We start from the raw sequence: 16,073 nt of genomic DNA, 5'->3' as shown, positions 1-16,073 counted from the left end.
CTTGGCGACCATAGCGATTTGGACCCACCTGACTTCCATTCCGAACTCAGAAGTGAAACGAATTAGCGCCGATGGTAGTGTGGGGCTTCCCCATGTGAGAGTAGGACATCGCCAGGCTTGTATTTTATTTTCACTTTTTATGAAAAAGTGAAGACAAAAACTTAGACTTTAGGTCTAACCAGTGCGGAGCGGTAGTTCAGTTGGTTAGAATACCGGCCTGTCACGCCGGGGGTCGCGGGTTCGAGTCCCGTCCGCTCCGCCACTTATTCAGAAAGCCTTGCTAGAAATAGCAAGGCTTTCGTCGTTTCTAGAGCCTTCAATTTCCTACTCGCTCTAGCCTTATTTACCATTAAGCTCCCTTCTTCTTAAACTGAACTCTTTTACTTGTTTACTATATGTGTGTAGGTGCTTACTACCTTTTTAGTGTCCACAATATATGGATCTTCACTTACAATCTCTGACCCTAAGCATCATAAGTGCACACCTTTAAAAGATAACTGAGAATCATTATTAATATTTAGTTACACTCACATCAATTGGAATAATGAGTGACTAAATACATGGATATATCTCGTCGACGCTTTCTTCAATCTTCCTTAGCGATCTCTGCACTTACCGTTCTACCTGCATGTTCTCTATCCGAGAGCACTAATAAACAGGGTCAGCGTATATACGACATCACTGCAGAGCCTTCTACTGCTGAATTGGTACCAGGGTTTACCACGGATGTACTTGTATTTAATGACTCGATTCCAGCGCCTACGATTCGTTGTCGCCAAGGCGAGAAAGTTATTATTCGGTTTACTAACAAGCTTTCAGAGCCAACTACAATCCACTGGCATGGCTTGCGAATCCCTATTGAAATGGATGGTGTCCCTTTCTTGAGCCAGCCGCCTATCATGCCAGGTGAAACATTCGTTTATGAATTTACACCGCCAGATGCGGGCACATTTTGGTATCACCCACATATGAATAGTGTTAAGCAGCTTGGTATGGGCTTAGTCGGGCTAATTGTCGTTGAAGAGGCAGAGCCTGTTCAGTTTGATGAAGAGCATGAAGTCGTTCTCAAGCATTGGCATATAGACAACCAAGGTCAGTGGAAGAACCTTATGGTGCCGCGCTTGAGCGCACGTATGGGGACTCCCGGAGAGTGGAGTAGCGTCAATAGTGTGCATGAACCTGTTTATACGCTGAAGCAGAATGCTACCACGCGATTAAGAATTGCTAATGTCGATAACACCATTACTTACCCGATCGCTATAGAAGGCGCAGAGGCTTGGGTTATTGCTATAGATGGTAATCCTGTTAAAACGCCTTATCAGCTCACTCAGCACAAAATTGGTCCGGGAATGAGGTTAGATGTCGGATTGATTGCTCCGAAGGCTGGAGAACGTGTTTATGTGCGTCAAATGAAAGGACGCTTCCCATTCCCTTTGTGTGAGTTCGAAGTTGTTGAGTCTGACCTGCTGAGTAATCAGAAACTGCCTTTATTGCCTCTCAACCCTGTGCCAGATCTTGATTTGGAAAATGCGGAACAAATTGATTATGTGTTTGAATGGGAGGGGGCGGTCACTCCTGCCGATAAATCGGGCAAAGCGATACCTAAGTTCTGGCTGATGAATAAACGAGCTTGGGAGGGGATGAGTAAAGATAATATCCCTGCGCCACTTTCAACATTGGATCTCGGGAAAACCTATATTTTCAACCTTAAGAACGTCACCCAATATCATCATCCTATTCACCTTCATGGGCACACATTTACTGTTCTTGAGTTAGATGGCAAAAAACTTGATGAACCGTTTCATACCGATACTGTCTTGCTTGGAAAAAACGGCAGTGCGAAAGCGGCATTTGTTGCAGATAACCCAGGACGTTGGATGTACCATTGCCATGTGATCGAACACATGAAGACGGGGTTGATGGGTTATATTGAAGTAAAGTGACTCCTGTAACTTTTTAAATCTTGATAAGTTTTAAGCGCTATACTTTGCTGAATTCTAAGATTGTATAATCACTATTGCCGTAAATTTGATTACAATATCGCCATTAACTTTTCTGGGGGAATTATGGGACAACTATCCGTTTTGGGTTTTATTGCATTGGGTGGTGCATTTGGTGCATGTTCTCGGTACTTAATTTCTGAACTTTGTGTGATGCTACTCGGTCGTGGCTTTCCGTACGGTACCTTAACCGTGAACGTGGTTGGCTCATTTATTATGGGTCTACTGATTGCTGCGTTTGAAACGGAGTTGATGGTCACTGACCCATGGCGTCAAATCATCGGTCTTGGCTTTTTGGGCGCATTAACTACATTCTCTACTTTCTCGATGGACAACGTGTTGCTTATGCAGCAGGGCGCTTTCTTTAAGATGGGATTGAACGTACTACTGAATGTCGTGTTAAGCATTTCAGCTGCGTGGATTGGTTTCCAATTATTGATGCGTAGCTAGCAAAAATACTCAAATCTTAATCAGGTCGGCTTGGTTTAACCAAGCCGTTTTTATATACTGATTTTACTTGTCGGAGTGCCATAAGGCTGAGACCGTTAATTCGGGATCCGTTGAACCTGATCAGATTAGAATCTGCGAAGGGAACAAGAGAAGATATCTACACCAGAGTTCTATCTGGTTGACCTATCAAATAGTCGAATGTTGTTATAGACGAAGAGCACTCGCTCAACTTGTCTTTAATTCGATTCCTCTTGTCGCATCTATCCGCCAAGCATTTTTATCCCAATACTTTTTATCTAAGCATAACAAAGCAAGGAAAAATGCTATGTCGAGTCGCAAGCAAGCGAGACTGGAAGCAAAACAGTTCATTGATACACTCTCGGTACAACCGTACCCAAATTCAAGCAAAGTCTACGTAGAAGGTTCACGTCCCGATATTCGTGTGCCAATGCGTGAAATATCACTCGCTGATAGCCTTATTGGAGGCACAAAAGAGGCGCCTATTTTCGAGCCTAATGAGCCAGTCCGCGTTTACGATACCTCGGGTGTATACACAGATCCAGAACACACCATAGACCTCTACAACGGCTTACCTAAGCTGAGAGAAGGATGGATTGAAGAGCGCGCTGATACTGAACTACTTGATGAAGTAAGCTCGGTATACACCAAAGAGCGCTTAGAAGATGAAACGTTAGACGATCTTCGCTACGGTAATCTACCACGTATTCGACGTGCCAAAGATGGGCTGTGTGTGACTCAGTTACACTATGCTCGCAAAGGCATTATTACCCCAGAAATGGAGTACATCGCCCTACGTGAAAATATGGGACGTGCTCAATACCGCGATGAAGTGCTGAATCAACAACATTCGGGTCAAAGCTTCGGAGCGAATCTTCCAAAAGACATTACCGCCGAGTTTGTGCGTAAAGAAGTCGCCGAAGGTCGCGCGATTATCCCTTCTAATATCAACCACCCAGAATCCGAACCAATGATCATTGGACGTAACTTTTTGGTCAAAGTGAATGCCAACATCGGTAACTCATCGGTCACTTCTTCGATTGAGGAAGAAGTAGAGAAGTTAGTATGGGCAACGCGCTGGGGTGGCGATACCGTTATGGATCTCTCTACTGGACGTAATATTCACGAAACTCGTGAGTGGATTCTACGTAACAGTCCGGTTCCGATCGGTACCGTACCTATGTATCAAGCGCTTGAGAAAGTGAATGGTGTTGCTGAAAACCTTAACTGGGAAGTGATGCGCGATACTCTGATCGAGCAAGCAGAGCAGGGTGTTGACTACTTCACTATCCATGCCGGTTTACTACTTCGTTATGTGCCAATGACTGCAAAACGCGTTACTGGCATCGTCTCTCGTGGTGGTTCTATCATCGCGAAATGGTGTTTAGCGCATCACCAAGAAAGCTTCTTATACACCCATTTCCGAGAGATCTGTGAAATCTGTGCTAAGTACGATGTCGCACTATCTCTTGGTGATGGTCTGCGTCCTGGCTCGGTTGCTGATGCTAACGATGAAGCGCAATTTGCAGAGCTTCGTACTCTTGGCGAATTGACCAAGGTTGCGTGGGAATACGACGTACAGGTGATTATTGAAGGCCCTGGTCATGTTCCAATGCACATGATCAAAGAGAACATGGAAGAGCAGTTAGAGCACTGTCATGAGGCTCCTTTCTATACCCTTGGTCCATTGACGACAGACGTCGCTCCTGGATACGACCATATTACTTCAGGTATTGGCGCTGCCATGATTGGTTGGTATGGCTGTGCAATGCTTTGCTACGTAACTCCTAAAGAGCATCTTGGTTTACCAAACAAAGAAGACGTGAAAGTAGGCATGATCACTTACAAGCTTGCTGCGCACGCCGCTGATTTGGCGAAAGGACACCCTGGTGCACAAGTTCGTGATAACGCGCTTTCTAAAGCTCGCTTCGAGTTCCGCTGGGAAGACCAATTTAACTTGTCGCTCGACCCTGATACCGCGCGCGCTTTCCATGACGAAACATTGCCTCAAGAGTCTGGAAAAGTTGCTCACTTCTGTTCCATGTGCGGACCAAAGTTCTGCTCGATGAAGATTTCGCAAGAGGTACGAGAATACGCGAAAGATACTGAGCAAGTTGCTGCGGACCAAGCTATCTCAATCAAAATGCTTGATGATCCTCTTGAGGGGATGCGTCAGAAATCGCAAGAGTTTAGAGACACAGGTTCAGAGTTATACCACCCAGCAGCACATGCCGAGGTAAGTGACTAATGAGCAAAATCCTTATTCCGTCATCATTGATTGAACTGACAGGTTTAGTTCAGCAATGTTTGTTGTTGGCGAAAGAACAGGGTTTTAGCATCGAAGACATTGAGTTGGGTGTGAGCCCAACTCAATCTATTCAGCTTGTTCGCGACCAACAGACCACACGCATAATGACAGATCTTATTGATGGTTATGACTCCGAGCATGAGAGTTCATTTGTGCTCTATTACCGCTCTGCTTTATCGGTAGAAGCGTGTGCTAAGCAACCGTCGAAAGCGATTTATATTGGCATTGCTGATACGCAGGTATCCGATGAAAAGGAGAAAGTGCTTCAGCTTGATATCTGGCGTCACCCAATTAACGACGAAGTGAGAGCGCTCTCTGTTAAGTCCAAACTCAACGCAATGTTCGATCCCGAACATCACCTTGCTTGGATTGTAACGCTGACAGTACTCGATTTTCCTATCGAAGATGCGTTAACACTTGCTCGAGGAATGCTAACTCAACAAGCGAATGTTTCACGTGAAACACTGTTGAATGACAACCTTGACGAGGGAAGATCTACTCGGTGGGCTGACCAATTTGATGATTTCCCCACACCTGTACTGGAGGATAACCGACTAGGTATTCAAGTTGGTTGGTCTGCACAAGGGGAGTGCGTTAGCTTTCCAACTCTAATCAAGCAAAGTCTTGGGCTCTACCCAGTCGTTGATGATGTTGCTTGGATTGAGCGTTTACTGTCACTAGGCATCAACACTATTCAACTGCGAATCAAGAACCCACAACAAGCCGATTTAGAACAACAGATCATTCGAGCAATTGAGCTAGGTCGTCAGTATCAAGCACAAGTGTTCATCAATGACTATTGGCAGTTGGCAATCAAGCATGGCGCTTATGGTGTTCACCTAGGACAAGAAGACATAGAAGAATCGAATTTGGCTCAGATAACTAAAGCCGGCATTCGTCTTGGTCTTTCTACGCATGGTTATTACGAACTACTGCGCATCGTACAAATTCATCCTAGCTACATCGCACTAGGGCATATTTTCCCAACCACCACAAAACAGATGCCATCGAAACCACAAGGTTTGGTGCGCTTGGCTCTGTATCAAAAGCTGATTGATAGCATTCCTTATACAAATACAGAGGCTGCTTTCAGACCTGCAAAAGACAAAGCAGGTAGTGACTGTGTGCTTGGCTTTCCGACGGTCGCAATTGGTGGCATTGATCAATCTAATGCAGACCAAGTTTGGCAAACGGGTGTTTCTAGTTTGGCGGTTGTGCGTGCTCTTACGTTGGCAGAATCACCTCAGTCCGTTATCGAGTTTTTTGCACAACTGATGAAGGAAAGACAACTAACGTTTACTGAGCAGAATAGTGAGTTGGCGCATAGCAAGAGAGGCGAGCATGCTCACGGATAAGCAGTTCCTTCGCTATCAACGTCAAGTCGCTCTGCCAGAAATTGCCGAAGTTGGGCAAGAGCGATTGAGTAAATCGCATGTGCTGATCATCGGTTGTGGTGGGTTAGGAAGTGCTGCGAGTTTGTACTTGGCATCAGCGGGTGTTGGTAAATTGGTTGTGGTCGATGACGATGAAGTTGATAGCAGTAACCTACAACGTCAGATCATTTATCGTGAACAAGACCTCCAAGTTGCGAAAACAAAAGCGACTGTAAAGCAACTGGCCGAACTTAATTCTATGGTCCAAATTCGAGCTCTCAATAAGCGATTAGACAAAGCACAACTGCAGCTTGAGGTGATGCTAGCGGATGTGGTGCTCGACTGCACCGATAACATGCCAACGCGCCAGCTAATTAACCAAGTTTGTTTCGAGCAAAATACGCCGCTCATCTCGGCGGCAGCAATTGGTTGGCAAGGACAATTCGCTGTCTTTGATTACCAAACACCAAGTGAACAAGAAGCGCAGAGTAAAGCCTGTTACCGCTGTTTGTATCCGTTTGACGAATTACCACAAAGTCAAAAATGCAGTGAGAGCGGTGTCGTCGGTCCGGTGGTGGGCACACTTGGTAACTACCAAGCGATAGCGGCAATTCAAAAACTGGCGACGGGAAAGTTTCATGTCGAGACTGCCAAGTTGCATCTGTTTGATGGGTTGAAAATGCAATGGCAAACCATGGCGATAAGCAAAGACAAACAGTGCCAAGTGTGTGCTCAGATTTAGCTTACGAGCAATGGGCAGAATTAAGAGAGTTGGAAGCAATGACGTTATCAGAACAACAAACAACACAAATGATCGCTGCTGACTTAGATGTGATCACTATTGTCATCAATGACCAGTCACATCAAGTTGCTAGTGAGTCGAATCTACAGCAAATCATTAGTCAATTTGCGCTGCCTGAAATGGGCTGTGTTTTTGCAATTAACAACAATGTTGTGCCGCGCAGTGAGTGGGCTAGCACAGTTCTTTCACAGGGAGATAGCATCTCTTTGTTTCAAGCGATCGCAGGGGGTTAACGTCGATGCTTAAAATTGGTGATAAACAATTCGAATCAAGACTGTTCACGGGAACAGGGAAGTTTGCCAACAGCCGATTAATGGCAGAAGCGATTCAAGTGTCGGGATCTCAACTTGCGACCATGGCGTTGAAGCGTGTCGATGTGAACGACCAACAAGACGATATTTTGCTACCGTTAGTACAATCGGGTGTGAACTTATTGCCGAACACCTCAGGTGCAAAGAATGCTAAAGATGCTGTGTTTGCTGCGCAACTGGCGCGAGAAGCGTTAGGTACAAACTGGCTAAAACTGGAAATTCATCCAGACCCGAAGTACTTGATGCCCGATCCAATTGAGACACTTGCAGCCGCTGAGCAACTGGTTCGTGAGGGCTTCATTGTCCTTCCTTATTGTCATGCTGACCCGGTTCTGTGTAAACGATTGGAAGAAGTAGGCTGTGCTGCAGTCATGCCATTAGGTGCGCCGATTGGTTCCAACAAAGGGATAGTTTCTCACGATTTCCTAGAGATTATTATCGACCAAGCTAATGTTCCTGTGGTTGTGGATGCGGGTATTGGCGCTCCTTCACATGCCGCGCGTGCGATGGAAATGGGTGCGGATGCTGTGCTTGTCAATACTGCGATTGCAGCTTCGAGCGATCCCGTTGCGATGGCGAAGGCATTTAAGTTGGCGGTAGAGTCGGGGCGTATGGCTTATGAAGCCGGACTTGCCGGTAAGGTTTCTCATGCGGTTGCGTCGAGTCCACTGACGTCATTCCTAGATGAGCTTTAGTCCTAGATTGGTTTAGCTATTAAGCGAGGAAAACATGAGCTTCGTTGAACAATTTAAGCAGCTTAATTGGGATGACATATCGATGTCGATCTACGCGAAAACGGCACAAGATGTCGAGCGAGCATTGAATAAACCCAAACGTGATTTGGAAGACTTTAAAGCGCTAATTTCACCAGCGGCTGAAGCGTACTTAGAGCAAATGGCGCAGTTGTCATACTCGGCAACTCGCAAGCGTTTTGGTAATACCATGTCGCTTTACATTCCACTGTACCTTTCTAACTTGTGCGCCAATGCTTGTACTTATTGTGGCTTCTCTATGGAGAACAGAATCAAGCGTCGTACTTTGAATAGGGACGAAGTGGCTGCTGAAGTTGAAGCTATTAAACGCATGAAGTTTGATAGCGTATTGCTGGTGACTGGCGAACACGAAACCAAAGTGGGCATGAAATACTTCCGCGAAATGGTGCCGATGATTAAGAAGCGCTTTAACTATTTGGCGATGGAAGTACAGCCACTAGATCAAGACGAATACGCTGAGCTCAAGACATTGGGTTTGGATGCGGTGATGGTCTATCAAGAAACGTATCATCCTTCGACTTACGCCGAGCACCATTTGCGTGGCAACAAGATGGATTTCGAATACCGATTGGATACACCCGATCGTCTTGCAAAAGCGGGTATTGATAAGATCGGTATCGGTGCTTTGATAGGGTTGGAAGAGTGGCGTACCGATTGCTTTTATGTGGCAGCGCACTTGGACTATCTAGAGCGCACATATTGGCAGACTCGTTACTCGATTTCTTTCCCGCGTTTACGTCCTTGTGAGGGCGCGCTCCAACCAAAATCAGTCATGACGGATAAGCAGCTTGTTCAGTTGATTTGCGCTTATCGTTTGTTGAATCCAGAAGTTGAGTTGTCATTATCGACTCGTGAATCACCGAAGTTCAGAGACAACGCATTACCGTTAGGTATCACCAGTATGTCTGCTGCATCGAAAACTCAGCCGGGGGGGTATGCGATGGATGATGTTGAACTCGAGCAGTTTGAGATCAGTGATGAGCGAAGCGCGGCTTCTGTTGAAGATATGATTCGAGCCAAAGGCTTTGACCCTGTATGGCGAGATTGGCACTCGGCGTATTCCGGTTAAGTAACAAATAAAGCCACTGTCATCGTTATGTTTCACGTGAAACATAAGCAAAAAAAGAGGGTTGATGTAAAACATCAACCCTCTACTTTTTCTAGCTTCTAGCTTCTAGCTTCTAGCTTCTAGCTTCTAGCTTCTAGCTTCTAGCTTCTAGCTTCTAGCTGTGTGCTACTGGTAGCGTTGCTTGACGAAGCCACTCTTTCACATCACCTTCAACAAGTGGGCTGATCTCATCCCATACTTTCTGATGGTAATCATTCAGCCAAGCAAGTTCTGGACGAGTTAGCATATCAACGTTGATGTTGCGCTTGTCGATTGGGCAGCGTGTTAGCGACTCAAATGACAAAACAGGGAAGTCACCGTTAGTTGGTGTTTCAACAACAAGCTCTAGGTTTTCAATACGGATACCAAACGCATCTGCACGGTAGTAGCCTGGCTCGTTGGATAGCACCATGCCTTCTGTTAGAGGCACGTCGATTTGCTTCTTAGAAATGCTCGCTGGACCTTCATGAACACTTAGGAAGTGACCAACACCGTGACCAGTACCGTGGTCGTAATCGTAGCCTTCCGCCCACAGGTGCTGACGAGCTAGCGTATCGATTTGGTAACCACGTGTGCCTTTCGGGAAACGTGCACGAGCAACGCCGATGTGACCTTTTAGCGCGAGAGTGAATTGTTTAATCATCTCTTGTGAAGGCTGACCGATCGCGATGGTACGCGTGATGTCTGTCGTGCCATCTAGGTACTGACCGCCTGAATCCACTAGGTAAAGCGTGTTCAGTTCTAGCTTGCCAGGTTCAGGTTGGTTCTCGTGGTTGTAGTGACACATTGCCGCGTTGCCGCCCGCAGCTGAAATAGTATCGAAGCTAAGATCCATAAGTGTCGGGTCTTCGCTACGGAACGCTTCCAGTTTGTCTGCCAGCGTCGCTTCATCATGCAGGTTACCCGCAACGACTTCAGCATCTAACCATGATAGGAACTTACTCATCGCCACGCCATCGCGGATATGACATGCTTTCATGCCTGCAATTTCAACTGGGTTCTTCGCTGCTTTTGGCATTAGGCATGGGTCAGCTTTACTCACCACTGATGCACCAGCATTTTGTAGAACCAGCTTAAACCACGCGTTACTTGTCGCAGGGTCAACCAGTACATTCTTGCCAGTTAGAGTTTCTAGTCGTGCTTGTAATGCTTCTGGGTGATGAACTGTTACGCCAGAACCAACGTGAGCGTCAAACTCAGCAGGTAGGCGAGCTGGATCTAGGAAGTATTCCACACTTGAATCTGAATGCAGAATCGCATGAGAGAGCAGAACTGGTAGGCGTGATACATCTAGACCACGAACGTTAAGCAGCCAACAGATAGAATCAAGTGCTGTGATCACTGCACTGTCTGCGCCGGCTTTTTTCACTAGCTCTGCGATTTCTTGGCGTTTGCTTTCACTTGATTGACCAACTGCTTCTGTTGCCATTAGGCGAACATCAGAAACCACAGGAGCAGGGCGGTCGTGCCACAGTTCATCAATTGGGTTGCTGTCGAGAATCTTAAGCTCAAGTGCACCTGTAAGTTTTGCTTGTGCCATGTCTAACCAAGCAGAGTTGTGCATGCGAGGGTCGATTGCCACAGATGCGCCATTTGCAAGATGGTCTTTAATCCAATCTAGTGCAGGCTCTTCAATCAGGTGACGGTATTCGAATAGATCAGCAGGAACCTGCTTAGTGACTTGTACCGTGTAGCGACCATCAACAAAGATAGCGGCTTTGTCTTTGGTGATTACCGCAGCACCAGCAGAACCGGTAAAACCAGTTAGCCAGTGTAAACGCTCGTTGTGCGCTGGTACGTATTCGCCCAAGTACTCGTCTTCATGTGGGACAAGTAGGGCATCAATATTATGTTGTGCTAGCCATTCGCGAATTGCATTCACGCGGCTTTGGGTATCGTTGTGCATCTGTGTTATTCCTTCAAATTACCGCTCCTTCATGCTCAGGTGTGGGAGCTGTTTCCATCTGCTTCATGCAGTTTACGATTCCATTGAGGTTCGCAATCACTTCAATAGAGTCGGAGTACAACAGGCCATAGATGAGCCAAAAAGGACTATCGACTGTTAAGCTACTCATTTTACCGTAAGAGCGCAAATCACGTTCGGGATTTTTATCTAAGATGATCGGTTTTTTGCGTGATCATGGTACGTAGCCAAGTTAAAGCCGGGTCATTTTCTCTGTCTCGGTGCCAGAACAAAGTGTAAGCCATTGGCGGGAATTCGAGTGGCAGCGGCAGCAATGCCATGTCGTGTTGCTTGGCTGCCAGCTTTACAAAGTGACTTGGCGCGGTAAACACAAAATCAGTGTAAGAGCACAAACTGGCGGCGCTATTAAAGTCCGGGACGGTGACTGCGATATCACGTTCACGACCAATGTCGGCTAAACGATAATCGAGCAACCAACGGTCGTTGCCATCACAACGCACCTGTACATGACGCAGGGCTAGATAAGCTTCTAAGTTCCAATTTCCACGCAAAGCCGGGTGGTCTTTACGTACGATACACATTTGGTGGTCGCGATAGATTTCCTGTTCACAAATGTCATCGGGCGGCAGCATAGTCAGCTTGGCATCGTTGATGTCGATATCTCGACCTGTCATGCCTAAATCGATTTCACCGCGTTGAATCATCTTGAACGTTTGTTCCGACCAAGAGTGGGTGCTTATGGTCACGCCTGGCGCTTGTTGGAATATTGCTGGCAAGAAGTGGGGCAGAATGAGCGGGTAGACACTCTCTACCGCTGCGATTTGAAAACGGTACTCACTGCTCTGTGGCGAGAACTCTTCGGGTTGAGTCAGCACCTCAAGTTGGTTTATCAACAGATCCAGTTTTGGTTTAAGGAACAATGCGCGCGGTGTTGGCGTCAATCCGTGTGAGTTTCGAGTGAATAGAGGATCATCAAATTGGGTACGTAATTTCGCTAAGGATTTACTTACGGCAGACTGACTCAAGCACAGTCGGTGGGCGGCTCGGGTGACATTCAACTCTTCAATCAGCACTTTAAAACAGACCAGCAAATTGAGGTCGATGCGTGCCAGTTTCTCTACGTTCACAGTGATTTTCCCCATTGGAATAATGGTCATGAGTATACATCATTTCCATTCATATCATCAGATGATTAAGCTTTGCTCAAAAGTTCTTGTTCAATTTGGAGTGTTTTGTGTCTAGCCATATTACAAATAGCAAAAAACAGATGGCGCTGTTGACCATGTTAGTTCTGTTCAGTCCGCTTGCGATTGATATCTATCTACCTGCTTTGCCTCTTATCGCGTCCACTTTTCAGGTAGAAAATGCATTGGCACAAGACACCATCACTTGGTTCCTATTTGCTATGGGCGTTGGTCAGCTATTCGCTGGTCCCTTGGCAGATAAACTCGGACGTCGAACTGTTGCATTGGGAGGCATCACCATCTACGCATTGAGCGCTTTATTGGCGTGGAGTGCTCAAAATATTGAGTGGATGTTGGCGGCTCGCTTGCTACAAGGCTTAGGTGCTTGTGCAACATCTGTAGCAGCCTTTGCAACAGTTCGCGATATATTTGGTCCGGAAAAAAGCGGCAAAATGATCAGCTACCTTAACGGTGCGATCTGCTTTATCCCAGCATTAGCACCGATTCTTGGTAGTTGGTTAACCCAACAATTTGATTGGCGTGCAAACTTCAGCTTTATGGCGGGTTTCGCTGTAATTGCAGGAGCGATGATGTTCTTTGGAATGAAGGAAACCAACCCTGCAACAGAAAAGCAGGCGGTATTTAAACTGAGCCGCTACTGGGCAGTCTTGAGCACACCATCATTCATCTTCCACGCTTCACTGTGTTTGATGGCGATGGCGGTCATTCTTGCTTATGTAACGTCTGCACCTGTAGTGTTGATGACAGGCATGGGACTATCGATGAATGAATTCACCTTCTGGTTTGGTCTGAATGCGGCGTTCAACATTGCTGCTTGTATGCTTGCGCCTAAGTTCATGGATCGCTGGGGCACACACAATTCACTGGTTGTTGGTATCTGCTTACTGGCAATTGCTGGCGTGATCATGATGGTGATGAAAGAGCACCACACGGCACTGTCTTTCATGCTACCAATCTTTATCTCATCGGTCGGCTTTGCTTGGATTCTTGGCGCAGCAGCAGGTAAAGCGTTGGAACCGTTCGGTGATAAAGCGGGTACTGCGGCTGCACTACTTGGTTTGTTCCAAATGAGTGGCTCTGGTTTGTTGGTGGGTACGCTACAGCGTTTATCACTGGATCCACAAACTCTGATTGCGATTCATATGTGGGTATTGCTTCCAGCATTAGTGATTCTGTTTAGCAAAGCTGGTAAGAACTGGCATGCGAAATTGGCGAATGCGTAAAACTCGGTAATTTAGTATTTTCCAATGTACTTAACGCGTGTATATTTGTCGTTCAAACTTTTCTCGACACCATAACGGAACTCATAAAGTAATGTCGTTAACCACGTATGAAATGGCTCGTATCCTAGAGCAAATGGAAGAGTCACCAGAAAAGGTGATGTTTGGTAAGTTGCTTAACGAATTAGGTAACCAAAGCTCTGAGCGCATTCGTAGCGCGGCAAAACAAGTTCCAGTGCCAGTCCTACGCGATATCGTGTACCAATTTCAGCAAGTGATTGAGTCACGTAAAGGCGAGCAAGTAGAGCAGATGGCAAAAGATCTCGCGAAGCAGGGTATCTCACCTGAAGAGCTACTGGCTTACTTAAATAAATAATAAAAAAATCCCCGCATCATGCGGGGATTTTTTTAGTGAGTGATTTTCTTCTTCAGTATGTGGTCGAGGGATAATGGTCCTGGTCCCCAAACAATCACAACTAGGATCATCAATCCCCAAAGTTGGTGATCATAGAAACCTTTCTCCCATAACAGCGGGTAAGAGACCACGGCGATGATGTTGAATACAAACAGAATCGCAGCCATCGGGCGGGTAATCAATCCTAGTGCCAAGAACACCGGTAGAACCAATTCTGCAGCCGTTCCTAAGTAAGCCGCCAATTCCCATGGCAGTATTGGCACTTGGTATTCCAGCTCAAATAAATACAGTGTGCTATCCCAAGACGAGAGTTTGATTAGCCCTGAATTGAAGAACACCCATGCAACCCACAAGCGACAAAAGAGAAGTAGTAAAGGGACAAAGCCAGCTTGTAGGGTGCTGATTAAATCGTCGTACCGATTCACTAAGTTTTTAACCGTATCCGTCATAGAGTGCTCCTTAGATTGATTTCAATGTAAAGCCGTCAACGAGATCGAGTGCCATGATGCTATTGAGATGAGCGAGTAAAACTTCAGGTATTTCGCTCAAACTCTGTTTCTGCTCTAAACATTGCAGCAGTTGGAACACATCGGCATCGAGTGCGTGACACAAGGCTTCTCCATTGGCTTGAATCGAGATGACACCTTGCTGTAATTGGTTGATATTAAGTTGTTCGAATTGCCCAGTTTGAATCGCGCTGAACAAATCAAATACTGCATAACTGGAGTCAAAGCTGCGGCAGCCTTGTTTGAGGTGCAAAACCAAAGCGGGTTGTTGCTCTTCACTCACTTCGCCAAGTAACGCAAGCGGTTTTAATTGTGCAGCACTGGATTGTTCATACTGCGCTTGACGAGCGAGGTCGATATGCCACTCGAAGCGTGCGACTTCAGGGCTGTAAGGGGCTTGTGCGATCACCTGACTAAACTGCATGATGGTGTCTTGAAAACCTTCGCCATAATGCACCACATTTCCTTCCTCTAATGGATAAGTGAGAACATGTTGGCGAGCCATCTGTTCAAAGCATTCTTCACCAAGTAGCGCTTCAACCATTGGGTAGGTAGCGGATAACACTTCGCTTAAGCTGACGATAAAGTTATTGCGGTAAATCTGCATGCGTTCATCAGCGGTAAACTCATCACTGGCAATATCGCAATCTTCACCGAGTGCTTGATAGTGTAGGGCTTTAGCAAACTGGCTTTGTAAGGTGGCTAGATTCATGATGCCTTCCTTGGTTCGCTTTGTTCACTTGGAAGTGTGCCTTGCAACAGCAGTCGGGATGCTTTCTGCGCTTCTCCGAGCAAGACTTCTGGCGCGGGGATATCCAAATCCCATTCAATCAACGCATGACGTGGACCGTGTTTTTTGGTCCACTGTGCGAACAGCTGCCAAACTTCATCACTAACTGGGCGGCTATGGGTATCGATCCATATCTCACCTTTGTCGAGTTGTTTGATGGTAAAACCTGCCAAGTGAATCTCATCCACTTTGTCGGCTGGAATTGCATCTAGGTATGTGTCGCAATCAAAACCGTGGTTGAACGCCGAGACATAAACATTGTTTAAATCGAGCAATAAACGACAGTCAGTGCGCTTTTGCACTTCGGTAAGAAACTCCCATTCGCTGATGGTCGAATGTTGAAACTTCACATAACTAGATGGGTTCTCTATCAAGATCTCGCGTTGCAAATAATCCTGCACTTCATTCACGTTACGAGTGAACACTTTGAGCGCTTCTTCCGTATAAGGAAGTGGAAGCAGGTCATTAAAGTAGTGACCGCCGTTTTCACTCCAACTCAAATGGTCAGAAACAAGAATCGGGTCGATTGAGTCAATCAGCGCTTTAAGTTGAGCAAGGTGCTTTTGATTCACACGTTCCACCGAACCTAGTGACAGACCAATGCCATGGCAGCTAATTTGATACTGCTCGCGCAATGCTTGTAATTGATTGCGCTCAGCAGCGTTGGGTTGAAAATAGTTTTCACTGTGGATTTCTAACCAAGATAACTCGGGTTTGTTTTGGCTAAAGTAATCGAGGTGAGGGGTTCTTAATCCAACTCCAACTAGGTCGTGGAAGGTGTGGTGTTTCACGTGAAACTCCTTTTCAAATCGTGCGGGAAGAGAAGGATGCGCTGGTTGAGCGTCAACGCATCCTTGCAGTAGCTAGCGA

15 protein-coding genes, 1 tRNA gene, 1 rRNA gene and 1 riboswitch are annotated in these 16,073 nt (G+C 46.2%); of the genes, 12 read left to right on the top strand and 5 right to left on the bottom strand.

Annotated features, from left to right (window positions below; translation table 11 throughout):
• The 10 genes from rrf to thiH all read left to right on the top strand — a co-directional run bounded on the left by rrf (position 1) and on the right by thiH (position 9,104).
• Positions 1 to 117: ribosomal RNA gene (rrf, locus tag J4N44_RS16615) — 5S ribosomal RNA — on the top strand.
• A gap of 68 nt (positions 118 to 185) precedes the next feature.
• A tRNA-Asp gene (locus tag J4N44_RS16610) sits at positions 186 to 262 on the top strand.
• Between the two features lie 298 nt (positions 263 to 560).
• Positions 561 to 1,943: a multicopper oxidase family protein gene (locus tag J4N44_RS16605; protein ID WP_252045113.1), complete on the top strand. Its 1,383-nt coding sequence runs from the start codon at positions 561 to 563 to the stop codon at positions 1,941 to 1,943.
• A 123-nt stretch (positions 1,944 to 2,066) separates the two neighbouring features.
• On the top strand, positions 2,067 to 2,450 hold the full coding sequence (gene crcB, locus J4N44_RS16600) for a fluoride efflux transporter CrcB (protein WP_005430379.1): 384 nt from the start codon (positions 2,067 to 2,069) through the stop codon (positions 2,448 to 2,450).
• A gap of 61 nt (positions 2,451 to 2,511) precedes the next feature.
• Positions 2,512 to 2,610: riboswitch (TPP riboswitch) on the top strand.
• 165 nt (positions 2,611 to 2,775) lie between these two features.
• Complete coding sequence (thiC, locus tag J4N44_RS16595) at positions 2,776 to 4,716, top strand: phosphomethylpyrimidine synthase ThiC (protein WP_252044683.1); 1,941 nt, start codon at positions 2,776 to 2,778, stop codon at positions 4,714 to 4,716.
• Positions 4,716 to 6,131, top strand: a complete 1,416-nt coding sequence (locus tag J4N44_RS16590) for a thiamine phosphate synthase (RefSeq protein WP_252044682.1) — start codon at positions 4,716 to 4,718, stop codon at positions 6,129 to 6,131. Before thiC ends, J4N44_RS16590 begins: the two co-directional genes overlap by 1 nt.
• Positions 6,118 to 6,891, top strand: a complete 774-nt coding sequence (locus J4N44_RS16585) for a HesA/MoeB/ThiF family protein (protein WP_199479541.1) — start codon at positions 6,118 to 6,120, stop codon at positions 6,889 to 6,891. Before J4N44_RS16590 ends, J4N44_RS16585 begins: the two co-directional genes overlap by 14 nt.
• Before the next feature lie 38 nt (positions 6,892 to 6,929).
• Entirely contained in the window at positions 6,930 to 7,184 is a 255-nt protein-coding gene (gene thiS, locus J4N44_RS16580; protein WP_045403475.1) for a sulfur carrier protein ThiS, read from the top strand.
• 5 nt (positions 7,185 to 7,189) lie between these two features.
• Positions 7,190 to 7,957: a thiazole synthase gene (locus tag J4N44_RS16575; protein WP_045403455.1), complete on the top strand. Its 768-nt coding sequence runs from the start codon at positions 7,190 to 7,192 to the stop codon at positions 7,955 to 7,957.
• Positions 7,958 to 7,991: 34 nt separating this feature from the next.
• The gene (thiH, locus tag J4N44_RS16570) at positions 7,992 to 9,104 is read left to right on the top strand and encodes a 2-iminoacetate synthase ThiH (protein WP_252044681.1); all 1,113 of its coding nucleotides are present in this window, start codon (positions 7,992 to 7,994) and stop codon (positions 9,102 to 9,104) included.
• Between the two features lie 154 nt (positions 9,105 to 9,258).
• On the opposite strand, the gene J4N44_RS16565 is transcribed toward thiH, so the two are convergent.
• The gene (locus J4N44_RS16565) at positions 9,259 to 11,049 is read right to left on the bottom strand and encodes an aminopeptidase P family protein (RefSeq protein WP_252044680.1); all 1,791 of its coding nucleotides are present in this window, start codon (positions 11,047 to 11,049) and stop codon (positions 9,259 to 9,261) included.
• Between the two features lie 203 nt (positions 11,050 to 11,252).
• The gene (locus J4N44_RS16560; protein WP_005447244.1) at positions 11,253 to 12,194 is read right to left on the bottom strand and encodes a LysR substrate-binding domain-containing protein; all 942 of its coding nucleotides are present in this window, start codon (positions 12,192 to 12,194) and stop codon (positions 11,253 to 11,255) included.
• A 107-nt stretch (positions 12,195 to 12,301) separates the two neighbouring features.
• On the opposite strand from J4N44_RS16560, the gene J4N44_RS16555 reads away from it, so the two are divergent.
• Entirely contained in the window at positions 12,302 to 13,495 is a 1,194-nt protein-coding gene (locus J4N44_RS16555; protein WP_009696776.1) for a multidrug effflux MFS transporter, read from the top strand.
• Positions 13,496 to 13,586: 91 nt separating this feature from the next.
• Positions 13,587 to 13,868, top strand: coding sequence for an H-NS-like global regulator TsrA (gene tsrA, locus J4N44_RS16550; RefSeq protein WP_005447240.1), 282 nt, complete (start codon positions 13,587 to 13,589; stop codon positions 13,866 to 13,868).
• Between the two features lie 32 nt (positions 13,869 to 13,900).
• Here tsrA and J4N44_RS16545 read toward each other — a convergent pair whose 3' ends face one another.
• The 3 genes from J4N44_RS16545 to bufB are packed head-to-tail and all read right to left on the bottom strand — an operon-like array spanning position 13,901 to position 15,994.
• Entirely contained in the window at positions 13,901 to 14,356 is a 456-nt protein-coding gene (locus tag J4N44_RS16545; RefSeq protein ID WP_009696777.1) for a DoxX family protein, read from the bottom strand.
• A gap of 10 nt (positions 14,357 to 14,366) precedes the next feature.
• Positions 14,367 to 15,125 (bottom strand): HvfC/BufC N-terminal domain-containing protein, encoded by a 759-nt coding sequence (locus tag J4N44_RS16540; protein ID WP_009703118.1) that lies wholly within the window; start codon positions 15,123 to 15,125, stop codon positions 14,367 to 14,369.
• Positions 15,122 to 15,994: an MNIO family bufferin maturase gene (bufB, locus tag J4N44_RS16535; protein ID WP_009703117.1), complete on the bottom strand. Its 873-nt coding sequence runs from the start codon at positions 15,992 to 15,994 to the stop codon at positions 15,122 to 15,124. Before bufB ends, J4N44_RS16540 begins: the two co-directional genes overlap by 4 nt.
• Positions 15,995 to 16,073: the final 79 nt, after the last annotated feature.

The sequence above is a fragment of the Vibrio sp. SCSIO 43155 genome (assembly GCF_023716605.1).
Lineage (GTDB): Bacteria > Pseudomonadota > Gammaproteobacteria > Enterobacterales > Vibrionaceae > Vibrio > Vibrio harveyi.
Note: the sequence above shows the minus strand (reverse complement) of the source record. Positions and strands in the feature narration are given on the sequence as shown.

Excerpts from the sequence above, each read along its gene's own strand:
- thiC (WP_252044683.1), top strand. The coding sequence starts at position 2,776 with ATGTCGAGTCGCAAGCAAGCGAGACTGGAAGCAAAACAGTTCATTGAT.
- tsrA (WP_005447240.1), top strand. The coding sequence starts at position 13,587 with ATGTCGTTAACCACGTATGAAATGGCTCGTATCCTAGAGCAAATGGAA.
- crcB (WP_005430379.1), top strand. The coding sequence starts at position 2,067 with ATGGGACAACTATCCGTTTTGGGTTTTATTGCATTGGGTGGTGCATTT.
- J4N44_RS16585 (WP_199479541.1), top strand. The coding sequence starts at position 6,118 with ATGCTCACGGATAAGCAGTTCCTTCGCTATCAACGTCAAGTCGCTCTG.
- thiH (WP_252044681.1), top strand. The coding sequence starts at position 7,992 with ATGAGCTTCGTTGAACAATTTAAGCAGCTTAATTGGGATGACATATCG.
- J4N44_RS16565 (WP_252044680.1), bottom strand. The coding sequence starts at position 11,049 with ATGCACAACGATACCCAAAGCCGCGTGAATGCAATTCGCGAATGGCTA.
- thiS (WP_045403475.1), top strand. The coding sequence starts at position 6,930 with ATGACGTTATCAGAACAACAAACAACACAAATGATCGCTGCTGACTTA.
- J4N44_RS16575 (WP_045403455.1), top strand. The coding sequence starts at position 7,190 with ATGCTTAAAATTGGTGATAAACAATTCGAATCAAGACTGTTCACGGGA.
- J4N44_RS16545 (WP_009696777.1), bottom strand. The coding sequence starts at position 14,356 with ATGACGGATACGGTTAAAAACTTAGTGAATCGGTACGACGATTTAATC.
- J4N44_RS16605 (WP_252045113.1), top strand. The coding sequence starts at position 561 with ATGGATATATCTCGTCGACGCTTTCTTCAATCTTCCTTAGCGATCTCT.
- J4N44_RS16540 (WP_009703118.1), bottom strand. The coding sequence starts at position 15,125 with ATGAATCTAGCCACCTTACAAAGCCAGTTTGCTAAAGCCCTACACTAT.
- J4N44_RS16590 (WP_252044682.1), top strand. The coding sequence starts at position 4,716 with ATGAGCAAAATCCTTATTCCGTCATCATTGATTGAACTGACAGGTTTA.